Source organism: Kitasatospora cineracea, assembly GCF_003751605.1.
Lineage (GTDB): Bacteria > Actinomycetota > Actinomycetes > Streptomycetales > Streptomycetaceae > Kitasatospora > Kitasatospora cineracea.
Map to the genome: position 1 here is coordinate 719,004 of NZ_RJVJ01000002.1, position 18,938 is coordinate 737,941.

Consider the following 18,938-nt stretch of genomic DNA (forward strand, 5'->3'; position numbering starts at 1 on the left):
GAAGCATCCCCGAGAGGGAGGGCCGATGACCGTCCAGGAGCTCACCGACGCACTGCGCAGCACGGTGTTGCGCTACTCACCGGGTGAGCGGATCCCCAGTAGCAGGGAGCTGGTGGAGCGCTACCGGGTCAGTCCGGTGTCGGTGTCCCGGGCGATCCGGGAGCTGGTCGCGGAGGGCGTGGTGGTGTCCCGGCCGGGGGCGGGGGTGTTCCGGGCCGAGCCGCGGCCGGGGCCCGCCGCGCGGGGGGACTTCTCCTGGCAGGAGGTGGCGCTCAGCGCGGAGGCGGGGGCCCCGCCCGCCCGGGTGGTGGACGCCTCGGGGGTGCTGGCGGCGCTCGCGCTGGCCCCGCCGGAGGTGGTCGACCTGAACAGCGGCTACCCGCACGCCTCGCTGCTGCCGGAGCGGGCGCTGGCCGGCGCACTGGCCCGGGCCGCCCGGCGGCCCGGCGCGTGGGGGCGGCCGCCGCTGGAGGGGCTGCCGGAGCTGCGCGGCTGGTTCGCCCGCGAGGTGGGCGGCGGGGTGACGGCGGCGGAGGTGCTGATCACCGCGGGCGGGCAGAGCGCGCTGACCTGCGCGCTGCGTTCGCTGGCCCCGCCGGGCGCGCCGGTGCTGGTCGAATCCCCCACCTACCCGGGCCTGTTGGCGATCGCCCGGGCGGCGGGCCTGCGCCCGGTGCCGGTGCCGGTGGACGCGGACGGGGTGATCCCGGAGCGGCTGGCCGAGGCGTTCGCGGTGTCGGGGGCGCGGCTGTTCGTCTGCCAGCCGCTGTTCCAGAACCCGACCGGCACCGTTCTGCCCGCGGGGCGGCGGCGGGCGGTGCTGGCGGCCGCGAAGCGGGCGGGGGCGTTCGTGGTGGAGGACGACTTCGCCCGGCTGCTGGCCCACCCCGGCGCGGGCGAGCTGCCCGCGCCGCTGGTCGCCGACGACCCGGACGGCACCGTGGTGCACGTCCGTTCGCTGACCAAGGCGGCCTCGCCAAGCTTGCGGGTGGGCGCGCTGGTGGCCCGCGGCCCGGCGCTGGCCCGGCTGCGCTCGGTCCAGGCGGTGGATTCGTTCTTCGTCCCCCGGCCGCTCCAGGAGGCCGCCCTCGAACTGGTCACCTCCGCCGACTGGCCGCGCCACCTGCGCGCGCTGGCCCGCGAGTTGGCCGACCGGCAGCAGCTCTTCGCCGCCGCCCTGGCCCGGCGCGCCCCGGCCCTGCTGCCGCCGCTGCTCCCCCGCGGCGGGTTCCACCTGTGGCTGCCGCTGCCCGCCCAGCTCGACCCGGCGGCGCTCACCGCCGCCGCGCTGCGCCACGGCGTCGCCCTCTCCCCGGGCCGGAACTACTTCACCGCCGAGCCCGCGCCCCGCACCCGGGTCAGTCTCGCGGCCGCCGAGACCCGGGCCCAACTCGCCACCGCCGTCGACCGGTTGGCCGCCGCCCTGGAATCGCTCGACCGGCCGGCCTCCTGACGGATGGTCAGTGCGCGAGCTCCAGCAGCGCGATGCCGGCCAGCACGGTGGCGCTGGCGGCCAGCCGCAGGGTGCCGAGGCGTTCGCGCAGCACCAGGGTCCCGATCAGGGCGGCGATGACGATGGAGGTCTCGCGCAGCGCGGCGATGGCGGGCAGGTCGCCGACGGTCTGCGCCCAGACCACCAGCCCGTACGCGGTGAGCGACATCAGCCCGCCGCCGAGCCCGACCACGGGGTTCGCGCGCAGGGCGGGCAGCAGGGTGCGGCGGCGGACGGCGGCCACCGCGGCGAGGACGGCCAGGCCCTGCAGGACGAACATCCAGGCGATGTACCCGGCGGCCGAGTCCGCGGCCCGGACCCCGCCCGCGTCCACCACGGTGTAGCCCGCGATCAGCACGCCGTTGCCCAACGCGGCGCCGATCGCCGGGAGTTGCTCCCGCCCGGGGAGGCCGCCGACCAGCGCCAGGCCGGTCAGGCCGAGTGAGATCACCGCGACGGCGGCGAGCTGTCCGGCGGGCAGCGGGCGGTGCAGGACGGTGGCGGAGAGCAGGGCGACCACGGCCGGGGAGGTGCCGCGGGCGATCGGGTACAGCTGCCCGAAGTCGCCGAGGCCGTAGGCGCGGGCCAGCAGCAGCTGGTAGCCGGTCTGGAGCGCGGCGGAGGCCAGCAGGTAGGGCAGCGCGTCCGCACCGGGCGGCGGGACGAACAGCGCGAGCAGCACGCCGAAGGCCACGAACACCAGGTTCATCTGCGCGATCCCGGCGATCCGGTCGCGCACCCCGTGCACCAGCGCGTTCCACACGGCGTGCAGCAGTGCGGCGGCCAGCACCACGAACGGGACGGCGCCCTGGGTCACCGGTCCCCCCTCCACAGCAGTCGAACACCGAAAGATGTACAGCCAACTTAGCGCCCGCCGCCGCCCCGTCCACCCCCGCCCCCGAACGTTCGGCCACCCGTCGACCGGCGTTCGGCCGACCACCGCTCCACCGTCGCCCTCCATAAATGCTCGAAGCTGCGCGAAAACCGGTATGATCGCGCAGATTCAGTCACACCTCGCGCTGTTCGTCCCGACCGGCGAACCGCGACGACCACCCTGGGGGCGTCCGCCGTGATCCTCACCGTCACACCCAATCCGGCGCTGGACGTCACCTACACCGTCCCCGGGTTCCGCCCGCACGCCAGCCACCGGGTCACCGAAGCGGTCGCCCAGGCGGGCGGCAAGGGCGTCAACGTGGCCCGGGTGCTCACCGCGCTGGGCCGCCCCGCCCGCTGCGTCCTGCCGCTCGGCGGCCCCACCGGAGACGCCGTCCGCGCCGACCTGGCCGCCGCCGGACTCGACCACGCCGAGGTGCCGGTCGGCGGCGACACCCGACGCACCATCACCGTCGCGGACGGCACCGACGCCACCGTCCTCAACGAACCCGGCCCCGCCCTGACCCCCGCCGAATGGGACGCCCTGCTCGACGAGACCGCCCGCCACCTCCCGCAGGCCGCCGTCCTGGTCCTCTCCGGCAGCCTCCCGCCCGGCGCCCCCGCCGACGGCTACGGCCAACTCGTCGCCCTGGGACGCCGGTTCGGCCTCCCCGTGGTCCTCGACGCGGACGGCCCGGCCCTGCTCGCCGCCCTCCCCGCCCGCCCCACCGTGATCAAACCGAACGCCGCCGAACTCACCGCCGCCACCGGCCTCCCCGACCCCCGCGGCGCCGCCCGGGTCCTGCTCCGCCGCGGCGCCGAATCCGTCCTCGCCTCCCTCGGCCCCGCCGGCCTGCTCGCCGTCGACCCCCACGGCACCTGGCGCTGCGCCCCACCCGCCCCCGTCCCCGGCAACCCCACCGGCGCAGGCGACGCCACCGTCGCCGCCCTCGCCGCCGGCCTCTCCGGCAACGCCGGCTGGCCCGCCATCCTCCCCGACGCCGTCGCCCTCTCCGCCGCCACGGTCCACCACCCCCGCGCCGGCCACTTCCACACCCCCACCTACCACCACCTCCGCGCCACCCTCACCGCCACCCGCCTCCCCCACTGACCCCGCCCGGCCCGCACCCCCGACACCGGCTCCAGGAGGACGGGCGTACGGCACGGGCTCCGATCTGGGCGCTGCGCTACTTGGACCTGGCCACACCGCCGCACTGTCAGCGGCCCCGATTGACCGTCACGCACCGCCCGTTCTGGCATGGCTGTGGCACGCTGCAACCTGACGTCAGGCCAGCAGGTTCACCAGGGCAAGGCGCCTCACCCCCTGGGCACCACCCCGGAGCTGCCTGCAGTCCGCCGCTGGTCCGGATTTCGATTTATGCCAACAAGCTCCCAATTACAACCAACCCGGAATCTTGCACACGTCCACCCGCGCCCACCACGCCTCGCCCTTCGGCGAAACTACGTCACGCAAGATTGGGTCCAGCCCAAACGGAGCCTTATCAAGGATCTGATTCGCGCCCTTAAATCCTCCAGCGACTTCCGAAAGGCGAGCCATGGACGGTATGGCCCTCATCATAAATTGCTGCAACTTGGTCACTGCATCGGGAGAAGCCTTCCTGCCTCCATGAACCAGGCTTGATCGCGCACCGTAAAGATCCTTCATCCGAACCATGACACGATGCGACGCAGGACCATTGCTCACAAGAAATGCGGCACGTTGGCTGAGGCGAAAATTTAGCTCGGCCTTTAGGTCTTGGCCAATCAGCGACTCGAATGCCACGGCCAACGTTAGCAACGACTTTGAAAGCGACACCTGCCGCTCCGCGACCGACTCCCGGAAGAATTCGAGAGATATAGCGATCCGATCGTCCAGCCCTGACGGCCAGGCAGCCACTATCTCACCCCATGCCTCCAAGCGTTCCTCATCGAGGAAAACGCCTCGGCCCGACCCAGAGATTTCGGCAACCGGACAGACCCTCCTCCAAGCTCCGCCTGTGAATCTATCCAGGAGAGCGAGCACACTTGGAGCAGAGCGCTGAGCACAGCACAGCAGGTTGAATCGGTGCCGGACTATAGCACTCAACTCATCCGCATCATCACTTTCAATGTCGAACATCTCGATTCGCCAACGGGGCGGCCTCTGCACATGAAGTCTGGAAGAGATTCGCCTCGACTCCGTCTCTCCCAGTGCAGCCAGTACCATCCCGCCTGGAATTACCGTTCGTTTGGGGAATTCCTCAAAGTATCCATTTGGATTCAATACGCTCGCGTCCAAAAGGATGCAAGTAAGGCGTAGCCGCCCTTCCCAGTACGCAGCACCAGGCTTAGTCGTCATACCAGCAGATGCTACCGACGCACCCGACGCCCTGGCACGGGTTTATCCGTGATCCGCTGACCCAGCGTGGGTAGCGGATCGGTTAAACCGATGCCCTGCCCGGTTCGGGTTCGAGCATGATTGATCCACCATGAGCGCGCCTGGGCCCCCGACAGGTCCCTGGCCAGACCGTAAGCGGGCTGGTCCCCTCCTCGATCGGGCAACTTCGCCGCACCCAGGTTCTCCAGGGGCCGCCAAGGCTCACGTCCGTGACGCTTGCGCTTGGCCTTGGCGACCCCTGGAGGTTCCGGGTATGCCCTGGGGGCCCGGTCGAGGAGGGGCCGTCCCGCGCCCCACACCGTTCACCACGACGAAGGTGCACCTTCGATCCCGCCGGCTTCCCCCTCCGAGGAGAGCCGCGCCCGTCGGGCGGCCGTGCTGTGAGCCGGTCCGGTTCCCGGGCGGCGGGCACCTGCTGCCGTCGGGCTTCCGCGGGCCGCCGACCTGGGCGTTCCGGTAGCCTGGCCAGTCCGACAAGTCGCCCCGAGTCGGACGTGTCTGGAGGTGCGCGCCGTGGCTGCCGTCCCGTCCCCGTCGCAGGTGGTGGCCGCCGTGGACCTCGGCGGGACGAAGACCGCCGGTGCGATCGTCACCGGTGGCGGCGAGTTGCTGGCCCGGACCGAGCGGCCGACGGCGGCGGGCGGGGACGCCGAGGCGGTGTTCGCGGGTGTCGCGGGTGTCCTGGACGAGCTGGCCCGGCATCCGGCCTGGCCGGTCGTCACGGCGGTCGGGGTGGGCAGCGCGGGGCCCGTCGACACCGTGGCGGGCACGGTCTCCCCGGTCAACATCCCGTCCTGGCGCGGTTTTCCGCTGGCCCGGCGGATCGCGGAGCGCACCGCGCTGCCGGTGCGCCTGCTGGGCGACGGGGTCGCGCTGGCCGAGGCCGAGCACTGGCTGGGCGCCGCCGCCGGTTACCGTGACGCGCTCTGCATGGTGGTCTCCACCGGTGTCGGCGGCGGCCTGGTCCTGGGCGGCCGGGTCCATCCCGGCCCGAGCGGGAACGCCGGGCACATCGGCCACCTGAGCGTCCAGTGGGACGGCGAGCCCTGTCCGTGCGGCGGGCACGGCTGCCTGGAGGGGCTGGCCAGCGGCCCCGCGATCGTCCGCCGCGCCCTCGCCGCCGGCTGGCGTCCCGTCGACGGCACTCCCCGCACCGCCCGCGCGGTCGCCGACGCGGCCCGCGGCGGCGACCCCGCCGCCCGCACCGCCTTCGACCTCGCCGCCCGGGCCCTGGCCGCCGCGATCGCCGGTACCGCCGCCCTGGTCGAGCTCCAGGCCGTGGTGATCGGCGGTGGCGTCGCCCAGTCCGGCCCGCTGCTGCTGGACCCGCTCGCCCGCCACCTCCCCGACTACGCCGGCCTGCCCTTCACCCACGGCATCGCCGTCCACCCCGCCCGTTTCGGCCCGGACGCCGGCCTGGTCGGCGCGGCGGCGGCGGCCCTGCGCGAACGACCGGGACGCGAACGACCGCGACGGGAGTGACCGGGACGCGGGTGACCGGGACGCGGGCGGCCGGTCCGGTGGAGGTGGAGGAGTTCCCCCGGGCGGCCGGTCTCCCTACGCTGGAGGCATGGAGCCCGTCGATCCGCTCGCGTTGTGGGAGATCGCCACTCCGTCGCGCTCCTGGCGGCTGCCCGGGGTGGCGATGGCCGGGTTCCGGGCGCGCGGGGCGGCGGATCTGGGGGTGGTGCCGTTCCCGGCGGTGACGTTGGCGATCGATCTGGGGGCGCAGCCGCTGGTGGTCGCGGACGGCGGGCGGCGGGTGGCCGGGAGCGCGGTGGTGGGGCTGGCGCCGGAGGGGTTGCGGGGCTGCGGGCGGGACGTGGTGTGCCTGCAGGTGCGCCTGTCGCCGGTGGTCGCGCACGCGGCGCTGGAGGGTCTGGCGGCGGAGGGCGGTCCGCTGCTGGCCCTGGACGAGCTGTGGGGGCGGGACGCGGCCCGCTGGGAGGAGCGGCTGCGGGCGGCGCCGTCCTGGGAGTCCCGGTTCGGCCTGGTGGCCGGGGCGTTGGCCGCCCGGCTCGCGCGGGGCCGCCGGGCGGATCCGGAAGTCGCTTACGTTTGGGCCGAGTTGACGCGTTCGCACGGTGCCGTGCGGGTGGACGGGCTGGCCGCGGAGGTGGGGTGGAGCCGCAAGCGGCTGTGGTCGCGGTTCCGGGCGCAGGTGGGGCTGTCCCCCAAGCAGGCGGCCCGGCTGGTGCGGTTCGACCACGCGGCGCACCGGTTGGCGGCGGGGCAGCGCCCGGCGGCCGTCGCGGCGGAGGCCGGCTACGCGGACCAGTCGCACCTGCACCGGGAGGTCGCCGACTTCGCCCGGGTGACGCCGTCGGCGGTGGCCCGCGAGCCGTGGCTGTCGGTGGACGGGGTGGCCTGGTCCGCCCCCGGCTACCTGCGCTGAGCAACCGGAAACACCCCCGGAGCGACCCCGGGAACCGCCCGGGAACATTCGTCCAAGACCGGTCCGGGGCCGGGCGGCGAGACTGCGGGCATGACCGAGAACCTGTTCACGTCCCTGTCCCGGTACGGCGTCGACGCGCCCGGTTTCATCGCCTCGACCTCCGCCCTCGGCGCGGCCTGCACGCTGGCGGCCGCCACCGCCCGCCCGTTCCGCGGCCGGGCGGCGGTGGCGGGGCTGGGGGCCGGGCTGCTGCTGCAGGCGGGGGTTTACCTGCACACCACGCTGCACGGCAAGTTCCGGGTTTGGGAGCGGGAGTTGGACGCACTGGGGCTGCGCGGCGACGAGCGGGCGCTGGACCTGGGCTGCGGCCGGGGCATGGTGCTGGTCGGGACGGCGCGGCGGCTGCCGCGCGGGCGGGCGGTGGGGGTGGACCTGTGGGCGTCGAAGGACCAGAGCGGCAACACCCCGGACGCGACGCTGGCCAACGCCGTCGCGGCCGGCGTCCGGGACCGGGTCGAGGTGCACACCGCCGACATCACCGGACTGCCGTTCCCCGACGCGGACTTCGACCTGGTCACCTCCGCCCTGGTGCTCCACAACATCCCCACCATGGCCGCCCGGCTGCGCGCCGTGGACGAGGCGCTGCGGGTGCTGCGCCCGGGCGGCCGGCTGCTGGTCGCGGACATCTCCCCGATGGTCCGCCGCTACGCCGCGCACCTGGGCGCGGGCACCGTCCGCGACCTCGGCCCGGCGTACTGGTACGGCGGCCCGTGGCTGCCGGTGTCGATGCTCGGACTCCGCAAGGACGCCCCGGACCAGGACGCCTAGTGCCGCGTCAGGCAGCCTTTGCCGTGCAGGAGCGGCTCCCCAGCCCCGAGGGGGGCTGGGGGAGTCGCGACGGGCGAAGGTCGCCTGACGCGGCACTAGAAGCTGAGCGATTCGACCACCAGCAGCGCGCCCACCGCGAGGTTGGCCCAGCGGTAGGTGACGAGCACGGCGACGAACTCGCGGATGGTCGCGCTGGGCCAGAAGTACGCGGCGGTGGGCGAGCCGACGACGTGGCCGTTGACGCCCTCGCGGCGGGCGAAGACGGCGGCGCGGAAGGCGTGGAAGTTGTTGGTGACGACGACGCAGCGGTAGTCGGGGTCGTCGGCGGCCATGATCGCGTGGCTGAAGCGGAGGTTCTCCTCGGTGGTGCGGGAGCGGTCCTCGCGGATGATCCGGTCGGCGGGGAAGCCGTGTTCGACCAGGTGGTCGGCCATCGCGTGGGACTCGGGGAGCTGCTCGTCGGAGCCCTTGCCGCCGGAGACGATCATCAGCGGGGAGCGGCCGCGGGCGACCTGCCGCTCGTACAGGCGGCGGCCGCGCTCCAGGCGGCTGGCGAGCAGCGGCGGGACGCGGCTGCCGTCGAGCAGGCCGGTGCCGAGGACGACCACGTAGTCGACGTCCTCGCGCGGGGTGAGCCGGCCGTACAGGTAGGCGTAGCCGACGAAGCAGGCGAACAGGAAGGAGAGGTAGCAGGCGAGCAGGAAGACGGTGCGGGCGATCACCACCAGCACCTCGGAGTCGGCCCGGGTCGCGGCCAGCAGCAGGGCGAAGACCACCAGGATGCCGAGGCCGCACAGCAGGGCGAGCAGGTTGCCGAGGCTGCGGCCCTCCTTGCGGACCGTCTTGAGGCCGTTGGCGATGAGCAGCCCCGCGAGGACCAGGCTGCCCAGCGCGGGCGTCAGCACCACCACGATCAGGACGGCCTCGGCCGCGGCCGAGTCGGCCCGGTGGAGGGTGGCGAGCAGCGCGAGGGCGAGCAGGGTGACGGCGAGGCCGAGGCAGACGGCGTTGCCGAAGCGGCGCCGGTCGCGCAGCACCCCGACGCAGGTCAACAGCAGGAAGAAGAGCGCGAGGGCGTACAGGAGCATGGCGACAGCCTAGGCAGGAACGGGCCCCGCCCACCGGTGACCGGGCGGGCGGGGCGGGTGTGCCGGCGTTGCGTCAGCGGCGGCCGGCGAGGGTGCTGCCGAGCACCGGGAGCCCTTCGGCCAGGTCCTCGGCGATCATCCGCTTGGCGATGGCGTCGGCGGCGGCGCGCAGTTCGGCGCTGCGCGGGCGGCCGCGGTCCTCCTCCAGGCGTCGGTTGAGCCAGTCGGCCCAGGCCCGGGTGATGGTCGCGGCTTCCTGCTCGCCGGCCGGGGTGTGCTGGTAGAAGCCGTTGTGGGCGTCCAGGAAGCCTTCGACGACCATCCGGTCGAAGACCGGCTGGAGGACCTCCGGGGGGATCCGGCGGCGGGCGGCGATCAGGTTGAGGTTGGCGTGGCCGACGGTGCGGGTGAACAGTTCGACCTGCATGACGGCCCAGGCGCCGGCCACGTCGAGGCGGGTGCCGGAGGAGTTGACGACCTGTCGGGCGGTGTCGAGTCCGGCGCTGCCGAGGAGTTTGGCGACGGCGAGTTCGAGGACCCGGGAGGAGTCGCCGGAGGACGGCTGGGCGAAGCCCTCGCCCATGTCGGAGGAGCTGGCCCGGGCGGAGTCGCGGAGCTTGACCTGCTTGAGGAAGAGCGCGACCACGAAGCCGACCAGGGCGACCGGGACGGTCCACAGGAAGACGGTGTGCAGCGAGTCGGCGTACGCCTGGATGACCGGTGCGGCCTGGTCGGCGGGCAGGTCGTGGACGCCGTGCGGGCTCTGCGCGGCGGCGGCGAGCCGCTGCGGGTCGGCGCCGGTGGCCTGGGCGGCCCGGGTGACGCCCGCGGCGAGGTTGGTCTTCAGCGAGTTGGCGTAGATGGTGCCGAACACGGCGGTGCCGAACGAGGAGCCGAGGGTGCGGAAGAAGGTGACGCCGGAGGTGGCGGTGCCCAGGTCGGCGTAGTCGACGGTGTTCTGCACGGCGATGGTGAGCACCTGCATGCACAGGCCGATGCCGGTGCCGAGCACGAACATGTAGAGGCTGGCGAGCCAGGCGCTGGTGCCGACGTCCAGCAGCGAGAGCAGGTACAGGCCGACGCCCATCACCACCGAGCCGACGATCGGGAAGAGCCGGTACTGGCCGGTCTTGGAGACCACGTTGCCGGAGAAGATCGAGGCGATCAGCAGGCCGAGCACCATCGGCAGGGTGCGCACGCCGGAGACGGTGGCCGAGTCGCCGTCGACGTACTGCAGGAAGGTCGGCAGGAAGGTCAGCGCGCCGAGCATGGCGAAGCCGACGATGAAGCTGAGGATCGAGCAGACCGTGAACACCTGGTTGCGGAACAGCCGCATCGGCAGGGTGGGTTCGGCGGCCCGGGTCTCCACCCAGGAGAACAGGGCGAGCGCGACCACGCCGGCCGCGAACAGGCCGATGATCGTGGCCGAGCCCCAGGCGTACTCGTTGCCGCCCCAACTGGTGGCCAGGATCAGGGCGCTGGCGCCGACGGCGACCAGCACGATGCCCAGGTAGTCGATGACCGGGCGGGCGGCGGACTTGACCACCGGGATGTTCCGGGCGGCGGCGATCACCACCACGATCGCGATCGGCACGTTCACGTAGAACGCCCAGCGCCAGGACAGGTGGTCGGTGAACAGGCCGCCGAGCAGCGGGCCGATCACCGTGGCGACGCCGAACACCGCGCCGATCGCGCCCTGGTACTTGCCGCGCTCGCGCAGCGGGATGACGTCGGCGATCAGCGCCATCGAGGTGACCATCAGGCCGCCGGCGCCGACGCCCTGGACGGCGCGCCAGATGATCAGCAGCAGCATGTTGGTGGACAGGCCGCACAGGAACGAGCCGATGATGAAGACGACCGTGGAGACCTGGAAGACGATCTTGCGGCCGAACAGGTCGCCCATCTTGCCGACCAGCGCCGTGGTGACGGTCTCCGCCAGCAGGTAGGAGGTCACCACCCAGGACATGTGGGAGGCGCCGCCGAGGTCCGCCACGATGGTGGGCAGCGCGGTGCCGACGATGGTCTGGTCGAGGGCGGCCAGCAGCATGCCCAGCACGATGGTGCCGAACACGACGTTCCGCTGCCGCCGGTCGAGGACGGGCGGGGCTGCCTGGCTGACTTCGCTGGAGGTGGTCACCCTGGCATCGTCACACTTCGCCCCGCTTTGTCCGGCTCGACACCCCGTCGCGCCCGAGCATGATCAGCCGATGGTGCGACAAGAAGACCGGCCTGTCGCGTTAGAGGGGCATGGAGAGCCCGACGAAGACCGGCACCGACGGCAACCCCCCGGACTTCCGGGACTTCGCCGCCGCCCGCGCCCGCCACCTGGTCCGCACCGCGTACCTGCTGACCGGCGGCGACGCCCACCTCGCGGAGGACCTCGCCCAGGAGGCGCTCGGCAAGCTGTACGGGAGCTGGCGCCGGGTCTCCCGGATGGAGAACCCCGCCGGGTACGCCCGCACCGTCCTGGTCAACACCTTCCTCAGCCACCGGCGCCGGCGCAGCAGCGGCGAGCACGTCACCGACACCTTCGCCGAGACCCCCGCGCCCGGGCCCGACCCGACGCTGCGGATCGCCCTGCTCGACGCGCTCGCCGAACTCCCGCAGCAGGACCGGGCCGTGCTCATCCTGCGCTACTGGGAGGACCTCGGCGTCGAGGAGACCGCCACCGCGCTGCGGATGACCTCCAGCGCCGTCCGCTCCCGCGCCTCCCGCGCGCTGAGCCGGCTGCGCGCCCGCCTCGGCGACCAGCTCGACGACCTCGCCCGTCCCTGACCCCGCCCTCACCGCACGCCACGGAGCCCCGCCATGCCTTCGCCCTCCGAAGAGGACTTCGCCCGCGCCCTGCGGGCCGGCGCCGAACTGGCGCCCGCCGTGCCCGTCGACGAGTTCGCGCTGCGCGCCGAGCACCGCGGCCGCCGCCGCGTCCTGCGCCGCCGCGCCGGCATCGCCTCGGCCGTCGCCCTGGTGGTCGCCGCCGGATTCGTCCCCGCCCTGCTGCCCGAGCACCGCGGCACCGCCCCGGTCTCGCCGCCGCCCCGGGTCGACGGCGCGTTCATGCTCGACACCCTGACCGGCCTGCTGCCCCCGGACGGCACCGTCAGCGACGGACAGGGCACCGGCACCGACCAGCGCGGCCCCGGCCAGCCCCCGCAGGCGTACCTCGACTACACCGACAGCCGCGGCAACAAGGTCCAACTCGCCCTCACCGTCGACGTGGTGGCCGCCCCGGTCACCCGCGACGCCCAGCGCCTGCTCTGCTACGAACCGGTCGTCCCCGGCGACGCCACCTGCGACCCCGCCACCCGCCCGGACGGCTCCGCCCTGCTGACCACCTCCTACGGCAGCCCCGGCTCCGACGAGTTCGACCTCAACGTGGTGCACACCCTGCCCAACGGCCGCCAGGTCCAGGTCCAGGAACGCGCCGCGGACCGGTCGGCCCGTCAACTCCCGCTGGACGCCGATGCGTTGACCGCAGTCGCGGCCGCCCCGCAGTGGCAGCGGGTGTTCGACAGCCTGGGCACCGCCCCCACCCGCCCCCCGGCCCGCCCCGCCCCCGCCGGCGACCGGATGCTCGCCGCCCTGACCCCGCTGCTCGACGGCGTCCACCTGGACACCGGCCGGACCGCCACCGACCTGCCCGGCCGGATCCGGGTCGACGTCTCGGCCGACGGCCGCACCAGCACCCTGCTGCTCACCGTCACCCCCGGCTGGCGCCGCAGCTACCCCGCCGACCCCGCCACCTCCTTCTCCACCCTGCACACCATCGGCTCCTTCGACCGGCGCCCCGACGGCACCATGGTGAACACCACCCCGCTCGGCAGCACCCAGTCCCCGTCCAGCGGCGGCTACCTCGCCGACGCCCTGCTCCCCGACGGCACCCGGGTGGGCATCCGGCTCTGGAACGCCACCACCGGCCGGGCCGGCGCCCAGCCCGGCGCCCCCGTCCTCACCCTCGACCAGCTGTCCGCCCTGGTCACCGCCCACGTCTGGAGCACGATCTGACCCCGGCCGCCCGGCGGTCAGGAATTGCGCTTCATGTCGCCGGAGAAACCCTGCTGGACGTAGTGCAGGGAGCCGTCCTTGTTCGGGGTGAGGACGGCGTCCCCGGCGATCGGGCTGCACCCCGCGCTGACGGTCTCGGGCAGGTTCCGGGCCACCAGCCGGGACCCGGTCGCGGCGACCAGCGCCGCCTCGTTGGTGCACACCACCTGGTGGGTGCCGAGGCCGCCGTCGGTCTCCACGTAGGCGACCGGGTCACCGACCGCGCCCTGGTGCAGGGTGAACCGGATGACGACCTGCGAACCGTTCGAGGACCGGGCCGTCCCCTCGAAGGTGCCCAGGAACGCGTCCGCGACGGCGTCCGCGTCGTCGGCCGTGTCGTCGGCCGTGTCGTCGGCCGTGTCGGAAGGCGACGGCGACGGCGAGGGCGACGGCGGGGCCTCGGTGTCCCCGTCGGTGCTTCCGGTGCTTCCGGTGGCGGTGGGGCCGGGGGTGGGGGACGTGCCGTCCGAGGCCCGCCCGTGCCCGCCCGGGCCGCCCGTCGCCGCCCACACGCCCAGGCCCGCCAGCGCCGCGGCGACGACACCGGTGACCACCAGCGGCGCCACCCGGCGCCGGGCCGGCGGCTGCACGGCCGGGTACGGGTACGAGCCCGGACCCGGCAGGGTGGGCCCGTACGATGGCGGGGGCGGGCCGAACGACGCGGGCCCCGGGTACGGGACGGTGGGCGCCGTCGCCGGAGGCGCCTGCGTCGGGGCGGCGAGGACGGTGGGCGGCGGGCCCGGGTCGGGGTGCGACTCCAGGTCCAGCAGCGCGACGGCCATCCGCGCCACCTCCTCGGACACCGCGCCGGGCAGCCAGCCCCGCTCGCCGAGCCGGGTCAGCCCCGCGGCGCTGCGCGCCAGCCGCTCCCGGAGCGCGGCCGGGGTCGGCCGGCGCTCCGGCTCCTTGTCCAGGCAGTCCCGCACCAGGGCGAGCAACTCGCCGTCCAAGCCGTCCAGTTGCGGCTCCTCGTGGACGATCCGGTAGAGCAGCCCGGCCGCGCTGTCCTGCTCCCCGAACGGGGCGCGCCCGGTGGCCGCGACGACCAGCACCGCGCCGAGCCCGAACACGTCGCAGGCCGGTCCGGCGGGAAGGCCCCTGGCCTGCTCGGGCGACATGAAGCCCGGCGAGCCGACCACGTAGCCGGACCTGGTCAGCGCGGAGGTCGCGTCCAGCGCCCGGGCGATGCCGAAGTCGATCAGCCGCGGCCCGTCCAGCGCCAGCAGCACGTTCGACGGCTTGACGTCCCGGTGGACCAGCCCCAGCCCGTGCACGGCCTCCAACGCGTCGGCCAGGCCCGCGCCCAGCGCCCGCACCGTGTCCGGCGGCAGCGCGCCGAACCGCCGCACCGCCTCCGCCAGCGAGGGCCCCGCGACGTAGCCGGTGGCCACCCACGGCTGCGGCCCCTCCGTGTCGGCGTCCAGCACCGGCGCGGTCCACCGCCCGCCGACCCGCCGCGCCGCGGCCACCTCCTGCCGGAACCGCTGCCGGAACTCCCGGTCCGCGGCGAACTCCTGACGGACCGTCTTCACCGCCACCGTCCGCCCGCCCGCCGTCCGGCCGAGGAACACCTCCCCCATCCCGCCGGCCCCCAGCCGCCCGAGCAGCCGGTACGGCCCCACGGCATGCGGATCGCCATCGCCGAGAGTCTCCAACGTTCCGCGCTCCTAGGCCACGTGCCGAACCATCAGGAAAGCCCCGGCACCACACACGGGATCTTCACGACGCACCCTAGGGCCTCCGCCACCCCCACAGACACACCTCCCCCACTTCCGGACCGGATCGGAACCTCCCGGTTACTCCCCCACAACACACCCCGCCCCCGCAACACGTCCACCCTCACCGGAGGCACCCTCGCCCGACCTGCGGCAACTCCCCCTCCCACCCTCCGCCGGAGGCACTCTCACCCCACCTGCCCCCCCGCACCAGCTTCTCCCCCACCCCCCGCCGGAGGCACCCTCGCCCGACCTGCGGCAACTCCCCCACCCCCCGCCGGAGGCACTCTCACCCCACCTGCGGCACCTCCCCTCCCACCCCCCGCACCGCCGTGCGGAAGGCGATCGGGGTGGTGCCGGTGCGCTGGTGGAAGAACTTGGCGAAGTTGGCGGCGTCGGCGAAGCCGAGGTGGTCGGCGATCCGGGCGGCGGAGCTCTCGCTGTGGGCGAGCAGGCGTTTGGCCTCGAGGACGACCCGGCGGTCGACGAACTCCTTGGCGCCGACGCCCGCGGCGGCGAGCGTCGCGCGGGAGAGGGTGCGCGGGGAGTAGCCGAGGAGCCTGGCGTAGTCCTCGACCCGGCGGGTGCGGGTGAAGTGGTGTTCGACGGCCTGCCGGAAGCGCCGGTAGGTCTCGCCGGGTTCGGTCGCGGTGCTGCCGCACGGCACGGCCGGGTTGGCGAGGCGCAGCAGGAGTGCGGCGAGCAGGTGGCGCAGCAGGGCGTGGTGGATGTCGGCGGGCAGGTCCGCGCCGGAGGCGTACTCGCGGTGGAGGTGGTGGACGGCGTGCCGGAGGGCTTCGCGGTCGGTGCCGTCGGTGTGCAGGACGGCGGCGGCGAAGGGGTCGTCGAGCCGGGCGGCGGCGACCGTGGCCGGGTCGGGGAAGCCGGGTTCGAAGAGGACCAGGGTGCCGTCCGCGTCGCCGAGTTCGCCCCACTGCTGGACCTGGCCGGGCCGGACCCACAGCCAGCTGCCGGGTTCGACGGTGTGCGCGGTGAAGTCGACGGTGTGGCGCAGGCTGCCGCGTTCGAGGGTGAGCAGGTGGTGGAAGGCGGGGCGCTGGGGGCGGTGGAAGTCGCCGTCGGTGGCGGCGGCCCGGCGGGCGCGCAGTTCGGCGAGGGTCAGGACTTCGACGCCGGCCGGTGCGCCGGGTGGCGCGGTGAACGGGACCTCGGGGATCGCCGTCCCGGACGCCTGGGGTTGGTTCGCTCGCATGGTCACCACATCCGTTGCCAGGCTACCTCCGGTTGATCTTCTTCCGGGAGCCCGGACGGTACGGTCGGGGCAGCGGAGGAGGGAGTCCGGGTGTCGGGGATGGAGCGTCGGCCGACCTTGCATGACGTGGCGCGCGAGGCGCAGGTGAGTGCGAAGACGGTGTCACGGGTGCTGAACGGGGAGGGGCCGGTCGCGGCGGCGACCCGGGAGCGGGTGCTGGCGGTGGTGGCGCGGCTGGGGTTCCGACCGAACCTGATGGCGCGCAGCATCCGGACCGGTGGGCCGGACTCGACGGTGGGGCTGGTGCTGCCGGAGTTGGGCAACCCGTTCTTCGGGGCGCTGGCGGGCGGGGTGGAGGAGGCGGTGCGCGGGCGCGGGCTGACGGTGCTGCTGGGGTGTTCGGGCGGGGACCGGGCGCGCGAGGCGGAGGTGGTGGGGGCGTTCCTGGCGCGGCGGACGAGTGCGCTGCTGGTGGTGCCGGCGGGTGGCGGGGAGACGCTGGCGGCGGCGGCCGGGGCGGGGGTGCCGCTGGTGTACCTGGACCGGCCGGGGCCGGGTGCGGACTGCGTGGTGTCGTCGAACCGGGCGGGGGCGCGGGCGGGGGTGGCGCACCTGGTGGCGGCGGGGCACCGGCGGATCGGGTTCCTGGGCGACCTGCCGGCGTCGATGTACACCCGGCGGGAGCGGCTGGCGGGCTGGCGGGAGGCGCTGGCGGCGGCGGGGCTGCCGGCGCCGGACGCCCTGGTGGCGGGGGCGCGGACGGCCGCGGCGGCGGAGCGGGCGGCGCTGGCCCTGCTGGCCCTGCCGGAGCCGCCGACGGCGCTGTTCGCGTCGAACGTGAACGCGGCGACGGGTGCGCTGCTGGCGCTGGGACGCTCGGGGCGGCGGGACGTGGCGCTGCTGTCGTTCGACGACCTGCCGCTGGCGGAGGTGCTGGAGCCGCCGCTGTCGGCGGTCGCGCAGGACCCGGCGCTGCTGGGCGCGACGGCGGCCCGGCTGGCGCTGGCCCGGCTGGACGGGGACGCGACGCCGCCGCGCACGGAGACCGTGGCGACCCGGCTGGTGCTGCGTCCGGCCCGCCCTTGACTACCAGCCGGTAACCGTTGGAACGTGGCCTCCCCCACCCGAAGGAGCGCGGATGTCCCCCCAGTTCGGCGACTACCAGAACGAGGTCTACTTCGAGGCGCTGTTCGGCGTCGCCCCGAAGTTCCCGATGACGTACGAGGGCCTGGCCGAGCGGGCGCGGCACGCGCTGGCGCCGGAGCTGTGGTCGTACGTGGCGGGCGGGGCGGGCGACGAGCACACCCAGCGGGCGAACGTCGCGGCGTTCGAGCGGTGGGGGCTGGTGCCGCGGATGCTGGTCGGCGCGAAGGAGCGGGACCTGCGGGTGGAGCTGTTCGGGCTGGAGCTGGCCTCGCCGCTGTTCCTGGCCCCGGTGGGGGTGGTGGGGCTGTGCGCGCCGGACGGGCACGGGGACCTGGCGACGGCCCGGGCGGCGGCCCGGACGGGGGTGCCGATGGTGGCGTCCACGCTGTCGGTGGACCCGATGGAGGCGGTGGCGGCGGAGCTGGGCGGCACGCCGGGGTTCTTCCAGCTGTACACGCCGACCGACCGGGCGCTGGCCGAGTCGCTGGTGCACCGGGCGGAGGCGGCCGGGTTCAGGGCGATCGTGGTCACCCTGGACACCTGGGTGACCGGCTGGCGGCCGCGCGACCTGGGCAGCGGGAGCTTCCCGCAGCTGCGCGGGCACTGCCTGGCGAACTACACCTCGGACCCGGTGTTCCGGGCCCGGCTGCAGGACCCGGACGGGGATCCGCGGGGCGCGGTGATGGACTGGGTGCAGATCTTCGGCAATCCGCTGACCTGGGACGACCTGCCGTGGCTGCGCTCGCTGACCAGCCTGCCGATCGTGCTGAAGGGCCTGTGCCACCCGGAGGACGTGCGCCGGGCCAAGGACGCGGGCGTCGACGGGGTGTACTGCTCGAACCCCGGCGGGCGGCAGGCGAACGGCGGGCTGCCGGCGCTGGAGTCGCTGGCCGAGGTGGTCGAGGCGGCGGACGGCCTGCCGGTGCTGTTCGACTCGGGCGTGCGCAGCGGCGCGGACGCGGTGAAGGCGCTGGCGCTGGGTGCGACGGCGGTGGGCGTGGGCCGGCCGTACGTGTACGGGCTGGCGCTGGGCGGCGAGGCGGGGGCGGTGCACGTGCTGCGCTCGCTGCTGGCGGAGGCGGACCTGCTGATGGCGGTGGACGGGTACCCGTCGCTGGCGAGCCTGCGCGCGCCGGGCGCGCTGCGGCGCTGCTGAGCACCCCTTCCTGCCGCGCACCCGACCTTATTGCGACTTACTTGCAATAACAGAACGCATGCAGGAGAGTGGAGCCGCGGGGTCGTCCGACGATCGTCTTCCCAACCGGCGTCCGCCGGGACACGGCGCCGGCCCCGCGCCAGCTGCCCGCCCGGGAGCGCTCAGCGCTCGACCGGGAGCCGCACCAGCATGGTCTTGCCGCCGCCGTCCGGGTCGGCGACGGTCTCCGTCGCGCCGCCGGCCAGCGCGGCCAGCTCGTGCACCAGGCCCAGGCCCCAGCCGCCGCTGCCGTCCTGGTGCGGCACCTCGGGGCGCCGCGGACAGTGCGGATGCCGGTCGTGCACCCCGACCGTCAGTCCGCCCGCGCAGAAGTCGAGTTGGAGCGTGACCCGGGGTGAGCGCGGCGCGGCGTGGCGGACGGCGTTGGTGACCAGTTCGCTGACCACCAGCAGCACCGTGTCGGTCAGCGGGTGGTCCGCGTCCAGTCCGCGGGCGGTCAGTTCGGTGCGCACGGCGCGGCGCGCCTCGGGCACGGACGCGGGCACGGTGGCCAGGCTCAGGCAGTAGCGCACGGTCTGGGGTGGGTCCGCGACAGCCATGGTCGGTCCCTT

The 18,938-nt window shown here is 74.6% G+C and carries 15 protein-coding genes; 9 read left to right on the plus strand and 6 right to left on the minus strand.

Translation table 11 applies throughout. The features are described from left to right. Nucleotides 1-25 precede the first annotated feature (25 nt). Nucleotides 26-1,453, plus strand: coding sequence for an aminotransferase-like domain-containing protein (locus EDD39_RS29725; RefSeq protein WP_123561962.1), 1,428 nt, complete (start codon nucleotides 26-28; stop codon nucleotides 1,451-1,453). Nucleotides 1,454-1,460: 7 nt separating this feature from the next. Here the strand turns inward: EDD39_RS29725 and EDD39_RS29730 are convergent, their stop codons facing one another. After that, on the minus strand, nucleotides 1,461-2,309 hold the full coding sequence (locus EDD39_RS29730; RefSeq protein ID WP_244257356.1) for a DMT family transporter: 849 nt from the start codon (nucleotides 2,307-2,309) through the stop codon (nucleotides 1,461-1,463). Between the two features lie 252 nt (nucleotides 2,310-2,561). On the opposite strand from EDD39_RS29730, the gene EDD39_RS29735 reads away from it, so the two are divergent. From EDD39_RS29735 to EDD39_RS29750, 4 genes are all read left to right on the plus strand, one after another. Continuing rightward, complete coding sequence (locus EDD39_RS29735; protein ID WP_123561966.1) at nucleotides 2,562-3,476, plus strand: 1-phosphofructokinase family hexose kinase; 915 nt, start codon at nucleotides 2,562-2,564, stop codon at nucleotides 3,474-3,476. 1,779 nt (nucleotides 3,477-5,255) lie between these two features. Then, entirely contained in the window at nucleotides 5,256-6,224 is a 969-nt protein-coding gene (locus EDD39_RS29740; protein WP_123561968.1) for an ROK family protein, read from the plus strand. A gap of 88 nt (nucleotides 6,225-6,312) precedes the next feature. Continuing rightward, the gene (locus tag EDD39_RS29745) at nucleotides 6,313-7,137 is read left to right on the plus strand and encodes a helix-turn-helix domain-containing protein (RefSeq protein WP_123561970.1); all 825 of its coding nucleotides are present in this window, start codon (nucleotides 6,313-6,315) and stop codon (nucleotides 7,135-7,137) included. 90 nt (nucleotides 7,138-7,227) lie between these two features. Further along, nucleotides 7,228-7,965, plus strand: coding sequence for a class I SAM-dependent methyltransferase (locus EDD39_RS29750; protein WP_123561972.1), 738 nt, complete (start codon nucleotides 7,228-7,230; stop codon nucleotides 7,963-7,965). Between the two features lie 95 nt (nucleotides 7,966-8,060). Here the strand turns inward: EDD39_RS29750 and EDD39_RS29755 are convergent, their stop codons facing one another. Together EDD39_RS29755 and EDD39_RS29760 are read right to left on the minus strand one after the other, a co-directional pair. Beyond that, on the minus strand, nucleotides 8,061-9,053 hold the full coding sequence (locus EDD39_RS29755; protein WP_123561974.1) for a YdcF family protein: 993 nt from the start codon (nucleotides 9,051-9,053) through the stop codon (nucleotides 8,061-8,063). 73 nt (nucleotides 9,054-9,126) lie between these two features. Next, on the minus strand, nucleotides 9,127-11,190 hold the full coding sequence (locus EDD39_RS29760) for an MDR family MFS transporter (protein ID WP_123561975.1): 2,064 nt from the start codon (nucleotides 11,188-11,190) through the stop codon (nucleotides 9,127-9,129). Nucleotides 11,191-11,300: 110 nt separating this feature from the next. Between EDD39_RS29760 and EDD39_RS29765 the strand changes: the two genes are divergently transcribed. Next, the gene (locus tag EDD39_RS29765) at nucleotides 11,301-11,828 is read left to right on the plus strand and encodes a SigE family RNA polymerase sigma factor (protein ID WP_123561977.1); all 528 of its coding nucleotides are present in this window, start codon (nucleotides 11,301-11,303) and stop codon (nucleotides 11,826-11,828) included. A gap of 33 nt (nucleotides 11,829-11,861) precedes the next feature. Beyond that, nucleotides 11,862-13,058, plus strand: coding sequence for a hypothetical protein (locus EDD39_RS29770; protein WP_123561979.1), 1,197 nt, complete (start codon nucleotides 11,862-11,864; stop codon nucleotides 13,056-13,058). Nucleotides 13,059-13,075: 17 nt separating this feature from the next. Here EDD39_RS29770 and EDD39_RS29775 read toward each other — a convergent pair whose 3' ends face one another. Together EDD39_RS29775 and EDD39_RS29780 are read right to left on the minus strand one after the other, a co-directional pair. Then, nucleotides 13,076-14,719, minus strand: coding sequence for a serine/threonine-protein kinase (locus EDD39_RS29775; protein ID WP_244257358.1), 1,644 nt, complete (start codon nucleotides 14,717-14,719; stop codon nucleotides 13,076-13,078). Between the two features lie 382 nt (nucleotides 14,720-15,101). Next, complete coding sequence (locus EDD39_RS29780) at nucleotides 15,102-16,025, minus strand: helix-turn-helix domain-containing protein (RefSeq protein ID WP_123561983.1); 924 nt, start codon at nucleotides 16,023-16,025, stop codon at nucleotides 15,102-15,104. Between the two features lie 99 nt (nucleotides 16,026-16,124). On the opposite strand from EDD39_RS29780, the gene EDD39_RS29785 reads away from it, so the two are divergent. Both EDD39_RS29785 and EDD39_RS29790 read left to right on the plus strand, forming a co-directional pair. After that, the gene (locus EDD39_RS29785) at nucleotides 16,125-17,111 is read left to right on the plus strand and encodes a LacI family DNA-binding transcriptional regulator (protein ID WP_123561984.1); all 987 of its coding nucleotides are present in this window, start codon (nucleotides 16,125-16,127) and stop codon (nucleotides 17,109-17,111) included. Between the two features lie 52 nt (nucleotides 17,112-17,163). Then, nucleotides 17,164-18,327, plus strand: coding sequence for an alpha-hydroxy-acid oxidizing protein (locus tag EDD39_RS29790; protein WP_123561986.1), 1,164 nt, complete (start codon nucleotides 17,164-17,166; stop codon nucleotides 18,325-18,327). A gap of 161 nt (nucleotides 18,328-18,488) precedes the next feature. Here EDD39_RS29790 and EDD39_RS29795 read toward each other — a convergent pair whose 3' ends face one another. Then, on the minus strand, nucleotides 18,489-18,926 hold the full coding sequence (locus tag EDD39_RS29795) for an ATP-binding protein (RefSeq protein ID WP_162870247.1): 438 nt from the start codon (nucleotides 18,924-18,926) through the stop codon (nucleotides 18,489-18,491). Nucleotides 18,927-18,938: the final 12 nt, after the last annotated feature.